Origin of the sequence: Candidatus Cryosericum odellii (assembly GCF_003570935.1) — a bacterium.
Lineage (GTDB): Bacteria > Caldisericota > Caldisericia > Cryosericales > Cryosericaceae > Cryosericum > Cryosericum odellii.
In genome coordinates this window covers 9410-18806 of the sequence record NZ_QXIU01000183.1, presented here as the reverse complement: position 1 = coordinate 18806, position 9397 = coordinate 9410, and the positions used below count along the sequence as shown (strand labels likewise).

The window sequence follows — 9397 nt, the reverse complement described above, 5'->3', positions numbered from 1 at the left end:
ACCTGAAGGTTGGTCCAATGCTTCTTCTTCAGCAGCCAGTAGACACAGAACACAAGAGCCAACGGCAATATATATGGAAGAATCTTGTCGAAGGTGTCCTGGAGCTTGACTATCTCGACAACATCCTTGCCGTCGAGCAGGACGTGCTTGGTGAATTGGATTTTTGTCGTGACGCCTACAATGCTCGGAATGAAGCCACCCATAATGAACAGAGCCGCCGTGCTGGCTATGTCCGTGATACGGGTAATAGCACCGCTGCTGACCTGCCGTACAAGGCCGATACCCTGCTTGTACCCAAGCCAGAAGCCAGGGAACATTACGTAGAACCAGATGAAGCCAAGGAGCAGCATGAGCCAAGCGCCGGCGGCATGGCCTTGGAGGGCCAGCGACGCCGCAAACACGGCGAAGATAGGCTTCATCAGAATAGCCTGGACGGTATCGCCGATGCCTGCAAAGGGGCCCATCAGGGCAACCTTCAGGCTGTCGCCAACCTCGGGCTGACGTTTCTCCTCAAGAGCACAGTCGGCACCGAAAATTGTCGGTGAACCGATAGCGGGGTTGGTGTTGTAGAAGACCATATGACGCTTGAGAGCAGCAAAGTATTCATCTTTGTTCGGATACACCTTCTTGAGGATGGGCGCGATAGACCAGGCATAGCCAAGAGCCTGCATACGCTCATAGTTCCAGGAAAGCTGCAGAGTCAGGTTGTGCCGCCACATGGCGTTGACGAGATCGCCATGCGTGACAGGGCTCTTAGTTTCATCGACCTTCACAGCAGCAGCTTCTTCAGCCTGCTGTTCACCAGCCTCGATCGGCTTGAGCGAGAAGTAAATGATGACCACCGCCAAGGCAGTGAGGGCGATACCAAGAAGCGGAACATTCAGGTACGCGAACATGACAAAGCCGACAACAAAGAATGACCACCACTTCTCGATGGGCAGGAGAGTCAGCAAGATGCCAAAACCGAGAGCCGGCAGAATGTGACCCATGGTGCCCAGGCCGCGGGTCAACCATGCCGGGATGTTGTTGATCAGGGTCTGAATAGGCCCCGATCCAAGCCATACAGCAAAGAAGACGGGAATGGCGCGAGAGAGACCCCATGGAAGCTGACCCCACAGGTGCCACCGTGTGAAAGCAGCGTCATCCTGTTTCTCCACTGCGCGGTCTGCTCCATGGATAAACACAGTGGTCACCGAACGGCCGAGGATATCGAGCTGAGTCATGAATAATGAAACAGGGACTGCGATCGCCATGCCGGCTGCCATTGCCTCTGTCGGGGCCAACTTTGACAGTGCAGCAAATGCTGTGCCGACGATAGCGCCTGTGGTGTAGTCGGGGGTCGTCGCACCACCATATGTCCACAAACCCAATGACATCAGTTCCAGAGTACCACCGATAGCAAGACCCAGCGGTATGTTTCCGACAACAGCACCAACAAAGAACCCGCTGACAATCGGGTCCATGAGTTGCCAGGCAGGACCCAGATCAGTAATCATCGACACGTACGACCAGATCGCCAGAATCAGGGAAATTCCGATACCGTAGCTATTAGCCATTTCCTAATCCTCCTTACCAGGATATCCTCATAAGTCCAAGAGAACCTTCGTCAGCTCTTTGCAGCTCAGCCATCGAAGCCCGGGAAGCGCTTGCGCGCCACTGTGCTCCACGATCACCTCCCACTCAGGTATCTTTTATGCAACAACAGACAGCTGCAATCGATTGCAGCCCCTTGTGGCCAGAATCATGAAAGCAGTAATGAAATTCATTGTGGTGTAGTCCACAGAATTTGCAATAGCCGCATCGATTTCTGTGTTGTGGTTCAGGGATGCTGAGTATCCACATCCGGATTGCCCGCACGATGTTCGTTGTCATCGATGAGACTGACCTTATGGAGAAAACGGGGTTTGTCCGGGTTCAGCTTACGTGCAATCGAGAGGCTATAGGCAAACAGTTGCGCGAACAGAGCGTTCTCCAGTGGATAGACAGTCGGGTCTGCAACGGGGATACGAAACGCAATGTCACCGTATTGCAAGGCTTTGTCACTGTCGGAGACCACCAACACGTGAGCACGCGTCGACTTGATACGCTCCAAGACGGCTATGTTCAAGTCCAGACATGCATCGTTCGGAGCAAACATGATGACAGGAAGATCTGGATTGAGGACGGCCAGCGGTCCATGGATGAGATCAACCGAGGAGAGACCTTGCGCATTGATATAGCACGTCTCCTTCAGTTTCAGGGCGCCCTCCAGGGCACTCGCGTAGCAATAGCCTGTGCCCAGCACGACAAAGTCCTCGGTGAACGTGTAGCGCAGTGCCTGCTGACGGATTTCTTCTTCTCGCTCGACGATGCCTCCCAGAGACTCGAGGACCGTACCGATGTCAAAGGCGTCCCCCCGGATGGCGTGGACCAGAAGCAGGAGTGCCGCCAGTGACGCAGTAAAGGTCTTCGTAGCGGCGACACTCTTTTCGGGTCCCGCCCGAAGAAACAGCGAATTAGGAGCTACTGTCCGATCGAGAGTACTGCCTTGGACATTCATGATACCGACTGTAAAGGTACCATCTTTGACGGCTTGCTCCGCGACCCTGCAAACATCTTGCGTCTCGCCCGACTGCGAAATGGCGATGACGGCGCCGCGCCGCATACGGGGAGGCAGACTGTAGTTCGTGTACAGCGACCCAAGCGCCAGAGCCACGGGAATCCGCAGGAGCGATTCGATAAGGTACTGGCCGTACATGCACGCATGGTCCGAAGTTCCACGTCCCGATTCAATGACGACGTCGGGATCCGTGGCGGCAAATCGCTGCCCGATTCCCTCAATCGATGGCCCTTCCTCGTGCGCAAGGCGCTCCAGCACTGAAACCGTCTCACGCACCTCCTGGATCATCAGCTGTTGTTCCACTGGTCCCTCCCTGTCACGCCAAGAGTGCACGCAGCCCGTTGATGGCAGCATCCCGCAATTGTTCACCCTCGCCTTTGGCGATGAATGTCGTGAACGCCTCGTAGCCACCCTCGTCATATGCTGCTGCATCGAGGATATATCCTATATAGTCTCCGCAGTACCCGACGACCAGCACAACATGGTCTGGAAATGCTGCTCGAATGTCATTCCCCAAGCTGGAAAACAGCTCCCCGGGAATCCCTGCCACGAGTATGTCACCAAATCGAACCAGCGACAGGCGTGAGTCGATGTATTCCACGTTACCTGCACTGTCGGCCATCTTGGCCGCAAACGTCAGTCCCTCGATAGCCGATTCCAGAGATCTCAGATTTCGCACCCCCTCCAACCGAGCTACTTCCAGCTTCTTCCGGGCGTCAGCAATGCGGCGCTTAAGGTCCTGCGCCGAGGGGAACTTCCTGGCTTTGAGCCTCAAGGGAACTTCGGCAGCCCGCACCGTAAATGGCCCCTTCATTGGCTCCAGCACATCTAGGCTCGCTGCAACACTCTCGGCCACGATGGTACCAATACGCTCCACCTCGGCAAAGTCGGAGCTCTGCCGGTAGAAGCGCGTACTCATGTCGCCGGCAGCCCCATTAAGAAACACGGGCATTGTGACAAAGGGCTCGAAGAGAGGCATAATGCTAGCGGCGAACCCCGGGAAGTCCGCACTGTATAAGTGGTTCTCCTCATGAAGGACAGTGGGGTGACAGTCGAGATTGTAGACTACTGCGCATCGTGTGGTTGTTTCCACTTCCAGGACCCGCATCTGCATCTGCTCAGCAGTACGAACGCGTCGATTACCACAGATCGGCTGCAACATACTCGCCATGCCGCTGTATATGGTGCCTTCGCGAGCCCATCTGCGAGCTTTTCTGGCAGCGGTGGCACATCCTGCGACCGTCCGCTCGAACAGCCTCTCGTCAAAAGTCCCAAAGACCTGGGTGTCTGACAAGGCAACCCGTCCGAGTCCGGCAGGTCCGGAATGCGTATGAATAGCCGCAACCAGACAACAGGCAGCCGGCACACCGGTCTCCTGCTCTACGCGTCTCCGTACCTCGTCTACGAAGTGTCGGTCTACTTCCAGCGTGTCCACGACGATGAGCATCATGCGATTCTCAGGCCCATCCGCCAGATACACGGCCTTGGCCATCAGGTCATCATGAACCCCCTCGGCAATGCGCGTGCCAGAGAATCCACCCATCTGCAACCCCGTACGAGGGGTGATGACGGCACTTCCACATCCAGTCTCAAACATCACAGCCTCCCTTTATGAACCGCTGGTCTATGATTGGATCGGATCCCCTACTGCGCTCCACGCACACGCCTCGAAGAACGCCAGGTCCGCCATACAGGTATGAGGCGGAGGACGACATACAACACAAAACCGATGCCGCTGACAACGTACCCCGGGATCCTTCCCCCGGGCACCATGGACAGAAGAGCTCCTGCCATCACGACCAACACGGCCATGAACAGAAGCTTCGTGGCATTGTCCATCGTCGACCAGGTCTGTCGTGTACGGGGCTCCGAATTGTGCCAACCATTTCGCACCGGCGCACCGGCCTTGTTCTTGTGTTCACCCATCCCTGGTTCCTCCACAGTCAATAACCATTCCAGATTGACGAATCTGTCAGGAATACGATATTATCGTAATCCAAATTGGTCAAAAGCAAGGGAGCCGCGTTGCATCATCTCTATTCCGTACGATGAAAAGGACCGCATACGACGAGGAAGGAGATACTATTGAGAGGCGTATGGGTGAGAGGAATGGGTAGATCGTATCTTAATTGAAGCAATGAGGGATCCTATCGTGAACTCCCATCGTTGCATCACGAAGAAATCATCGTGAAACGAGAGGAGGTGGCCATGATACTGACATCCTTGCGTGATCAGGAGCGAAAGGCGCAGCGGAAGCATGTGTACGTAAGTTCCAAATAATTACATTGACAACCGTAATCCCAACCGCTCCACGAAGATAGAGATCACTTCAATCTGTGCGAGTATTTACAGAGCGTCTAACTCCCTGACGATCTGTTCGCAAAGTTCGTGGGTCAGCAGGGAGTCCTCCGCAGTCGGGGAGGACGGAAGTCCTTGGACTGTGGCACTGAGGAAACAGTCGATGATCTGGGCGAATCCGCGGCGAACAAGGATGGGCTCCCAATCGCCGGAGCGAACTCTCTTTTCCTCTCCATTGTACGAGTGGACGCTTTCCACGAGATCATCGACTTGCCATTTGTTCCCGGAGGCAATGACTTCAAGTCGCTCTTCGGTTTTTCCGCTGTTTCGGTTCATGATTCCGATAGCAGTAAAGCGCGGGCAGGACCACTCGACAATAGCTTGTTCCAGGAGACCATCTTTCTTGTGACCTGATACGCGGATGTCCTGGGGCGTGCCAGGGGATAAAAAACGCAAGGTATCCACGACATGAATGAAGTCATCGAAAATGAAGGTCCGCACTGTTTCAGGAGGGTCGACACGATTTTTTTGCATGAAGATCAGAGATTTGTCGGGGACGGCGTGCAGTTGATTGTAAAATGGAGCAAAACGCCGGTTAAAGCCTACCATGAGAAGGCATTGACGGCGTGCAGCCAACTCGACGAGATCCCGGGCTTCCTTCAGAGAATAGGCAAGGGGTTTGTCAACGTAGACGTGGATACCGCTGTCCAGCAAACGCTGCACGATCTGAAAGTGAGCTTCGGTAGCCGCATGGACAAATGCCGCTTGAATTCCCGTGTGAATCAATTCCTCTACCGATCCCACCTTCTGAGGTATGCGATATTGTCGGCTGATCTGATCGAGCGTCTGGGAATTGCGGGTCGCCAAGACAATATCCAAGTCACCTCTTGCGGCCAATATGGGGAGATAGGCCTTTTGAGCGATAGCTCCCAGTCCGATCACACCTACTTTCATTGGGTTCCTCCGCAGTCGATAACCATTGCAAGTCGACTAGTCTGTCTGCAATACGATACCATTCTCGCCCAAACTGGTTAAAAGCAAGGGGATACGGTCTGGCTCTTCGTTGCTACATCGATGGGACGCACAGCACGTTTGTCAGTGCTCGAGTTCCCTTGATGATGTACTGTCCCTTGTAGTAGAGGGTCGTCGAGCTTCCGCCGTCGAGCGTCACCACGTTTGTGAAGAGTCCGAGNNTTCTGGTCATCCATGCCAATGAACGCACGGGAACCAAGCTTGGCGGTGCGACTGATGTCCTTGTACTTCCGATAGTCGACGTATGGCTTGCCTCCGAGCACGACGACAGGCCCACACTGCACAAACGTAGAACCAGTGCAATCACGCGTACCCACGTAGGAGCGCAAGTCTGCTCCGGGCGACATTCGCAGAACCGCAGCGGTGGCAGAGTTCCGTGCATACAGTGCTACCTGTCCCGCGGCCAGCGTCCGCGGCGTGAAGTACTTGCCACAAATGAGTCGAACGAACTTGCCTTGCTGAAGCACCACCAGGGCTTCAGTCGCGCCGACGGAGAAGCCGCCGGTGTAGTAGTTAGAGTACAGAGAAAGCGATAGTGATGATGGTGCCGCCGGGGACTGGTTGATGCGAGCCACGGAAAGCTCCTTGCCCGTATTCAGCCGCACGACCACGTGAGCTGTGCCTTCGACATAGAAAGGGGTGTTGTCTGCGTCAATACCAATCGTCGAGACATACGTTCCCGAGTAGTAGACGGGTGTGCCCTGGTCCTGCACCGACCCACTCATGATATAGCTCGTCATGTTGAAGGGTGTCGCGTTCATGAGCACAAGCGGTTTCAGACTGCTCACATATGTAGATGGGAAGCGAGCGGTTCCCAGACCACCCATGGACTGACAGCTCAGAACGTGGATTCCTTTGCCCGTCATGTCGATACGGACAATATTGAAGTCTACTGTCTGCATGAACACCTGTTCGCGACGAGTCTCAAAAGTGACGGCATCGTAATCGACAGGCCCCACCACTACTGGATCCGGCATAACCCAGGTGAACACCGACTGGCCGTCGACTAAACCGCGCGAATACTGTACAGAGAGCAGTAGCTGCACATCAGCAGCAGCGACCAGCACTTCGCCAAGCAAACCTCGCGGCGTAACGGAGAGTCCAACGGCGTGACCGTCCACGAGTGCAGCGAGACTGCCTGGAGTCACACATATTGTGCGTTTGGCGCTTGAAAGCGTGATGGCTACGCTCTGGGGCACTGACAACACACCAAAACCGAATTGCCTCGCGACAAACTCGATCGGGACGAGTGTCTGTTGAGACGCCTGGTCGGTCATCGGGGGGACGAGCATGGTTACCGTGCGACCGTCTACAACTGCCCGTGCACTGCCCGTCGTAAGGACAACCGTTGTGCTTCGGGCGCGTGCAGCCGGCACCGGGGCACATAAGAGCATCAATGTCACGATACCGCACAACGCTTTACGAGACAAGACCCTGAGCCTATGTAACATTTCACAACACCTCCTGCGCAAATACAGTATATACGCATATTTTAGACGGCCGAGCCGCTCTACATGTTCCGTATCCCCACTTGTCAGAGCTTCCCTCCTCAGACTGAGCCGCTCAAAGCGCGGCAGGACAGCCGCGCACGCCAGATTTCAGCTTTACAGAAGAAGTTTACGGGATATCATAAATATATGCTGACAGTGGGTAGAGTGGGGACGGTAACCTCGGTGAATACTGGTCGTTCTGGGTACCGGGGGGCATTCGCAGCGCAGTACGCCATGCGTCGCGCAGTCGGGCTTGCTGTCGTCGCAGTCCTGCTTCTCATATCGATATCCCGGGTCGATGCCACCACTCCGGTCGCGCCACCTCCCCAGCTGGTGGTCGCCCGGAACATGCTCCCATTGCTGCCTCAGTTCAATGCAACATTGGCGGAAGTGCAGCGCAGTGGCCTGCTGGTACAACTGGAGGCAAAATGGTTTGGCACCACGATTTCCTTCTACACTGACACCGATCGGTTGAGAACCACGTTGCTGGTACTGGGAGGTATCGTGGTCGTCCTGTTCGCGATCTATCTGCTTGCCTCGCGTGAACGCGCGGCACGCGCCGCCCGTGACCGGGCCGCTTACTATCAGCAACTGTTTGCCGCAGTCCCGGAACCGGCTCTGCTTGTGGACGACGCTGACGGACAGCTGCGCATCGAGGCCGTCAATGGAGCTCTGTGCACTCTGCTTGCTCGAAAAGACTCTGACCTGCTTGGCGCCACNNTCAGCACGGTGGCAGTTTGTCGCATCCGACAGGACCCTCATCCCTGTCGAAGTCATGACATCGAACCTGCCGACTCCCAGCAAACGCGTGCTCATCGTCGCCCGTGACCTGCGGGATCAGCTCAAAGCCGAACAGACCGTTCGCACAGCGTACCAGCAGTATCACACTCTGTTCGACGAAGCCCCCGATCCCATTCTGATCTTCAGCGACCACATCATTACACAGGCAAACACCGCCGCAGGGCGAGTGCTTGGCACCACAACCAAACAGTTGACGGGAAAGATCATCCCGAATATCAGTCCTGCCATGCAGCCCGACGGCCGTCCATCTGCCGACGCTATGCGCACGTTCGAAGACCAGGCCCTTGCCGGACAGGCACAGCGGTTTGACTGGACCTTCGTCACCCATGACGGCCGACAGGTCATCTGTGAGGCTTCCCTGCAGTCCATACCATCTGCCGGGGCTTCGATTGTCCAAGGAATCTTCCGAAATGTCACAGAACAGCGACTCACAGAGGAACGAACCCGGCAGCTGGAAAGAGAGCTCTTGCAGTCACAGAAGATGGAAGCCGTCGGCAGACTCGCAGGAGGAATCGCCCACGACTTCAACAACATCATGGGCGGCATCATGGGGCATGCATCGCTACTCAGGGTCGACGCAATGCAAGGCACTGAACTCTACCAGGGACTGGACACTATTGAACGCGCCGCGAGGCATGCCGCTGAACTGACGCACCGATTACTGTCCTTCTCGCGCAACGGCACACCGACCATCGCCGACGTCGATATCGGTGAGGTCCTGACGGATACGCTCTCGATTGCCATGCCGGGCTTTGACAAACGCACTGTCCTGGTAGAGAGTATCTCTCCAGATCTGGCATACGTTCCGGGTGACCGAACACAGCTGGAAGAGGTCATCCTGAACCTGGTCATCAATGCCCGCGATGCCATGGGACACCACGACGGCACACTCACGGTTGACGCCTGCAACGTCATCATCGACGAATCCTTCTGCGTCAGCCACAAGATTCCTATCCTCCCAGACGGCAGCTACGTGCAGATCGGGGTGTCAGACACCGGTTGCGGTCTATCACCTGAGGCCAGGGACCACCTATTCGAACCGTTCTTCACAACGCGGCCCGAAGGAACCGGGTTAGGGCTGTCCATCGTCTGGCGTGTCGTACATGATCACAAGGGAACCATCACGGTGGCTTCAGTGCCAAACCAGGGAACGACGTTCACGCTGTACCTTCCGGCC

The 9397-nt window shown here is 55.7% G+C and carries 8 protein-coding genes; 2 read left to right on the top strand and 6 right to left on the bottom strand.

The window, feature by feature from the left end:
* From SMC5_RS07470 to SMC5_RS07445, 6 genes are all read right to left on the bottom strand, one after another.
* Positions 1-1556: PTS system mannose/fructose/sorbose family transporter subunit IID (locus SMC5_RS07470; RefSeq protein ID WP_119120209.1), on the bottom strand; the 1556-nt coding region annotated here is incomplete at its 3' end.
* Positions 1557-1819: 263 nt separating this feature from the next.
* Positions 1820-2902: an SIS domain-containing protein gene (locus SMC5_RS07465; RefSeq protein ID WP_165846318.1), complete on the bottom strand. Its 1083-nt coding sequence runs from the start codon at positions 2900-2902 to the stop codon at positions 1820-1822.
* Positions 2903-2915: 13 nt separating this feature from the next.
* Positions 2916-4196 (bottom strand): neutral/alkaline non-lysosomal ceramidase N-terminal domain-containing protein, encoded by a 1281-nt coding sequence (locus SMC5_RS07460; RefSeq protein WP_119120207.1) that lies wholly within the window; start codon positions 4194-4196, stop codon positions 2916-2918.
* 47 nt (positions 4197-4243) lie between these two features.
* A complete protein-coding gene (locus SMC5_RS07455; RefSeq protein ID WP_119120206.1) occupies positions 4244-4525 on the bottom strand; it encodes an MgtC/SapB family protein in 282 nt (93 codons plus the stop codon).
* Between the two features lie 420 nt (positions 4526-4945).
* Positions 4946-5851, bottom strand: coding sequence for a Gfo/Idh/MocA family protein (locus SMC5_RS07450; protein WP_119120205.1), 906 nt, complete (start codon positions 5849-5851; stop codon positions 4946-4948).
* Between the two features lie 77 nt (positions 5852-5928).
* Positions 5929-7323, bottom strand: a complete 1395-nt coding sequence (locus SMC5_RS07445) for a stalk domain-containing protein (RefSeq protein WP_455423454.1) — start codon at positions 7321-7323, stop codon at positions 5929-5931.
* Between the two features lie 120 nt (positions 7324-7443).
* Here SMC5_RS07445 and SMC5_RS07440 point away from each other — a divergent pair, with 120 nt between their 5' ends.
* Entirely contained in the window at positions 7444-8247 is an 804-nt protein-coding gene (locus tag SMC5_RS07440) for a PAS domain-containing protein (RefSeq protein WP_119120203.1), read from the top strand.
* Positions 8195-9397 (top strand): two-component system sensor histidine kinase NtrB (locus tag SMC5_RS07435; protein WP_165849019.1); only part of this gene is annotated, 1203 nt, incomplete at its 3' end. The genes SMC5_RS07440 and SMC5_RS07435, both read left to right, overlap by 53 nt.

Excerpts from the sequence above, each read along its gene's own strand:
- SMC5_RS07460 (WP_119120207.1), bottom strand. The coding sequence starts at position 4,196 with ATGTTTGAGACTGGATGTGGAAGTGCCGTCATCACCCCTCGTACGGGG.
- SMC5_RS07455 (WP_119120206.1), bottom strand. The coding sequence starts at position 4,525 with ATGGGTGAACACAAGAACAAGGCCGGTGCGCCGGTGCGAAATGGTTGG.
- SMC5_RS07450 (WP_119120205.1), bottom strand. The coding sequence starts at position 5,851 with ATGAAAGTAGGTGTGATCGGACTGGGAGCTATCGCTCAAAAGGCCTAT.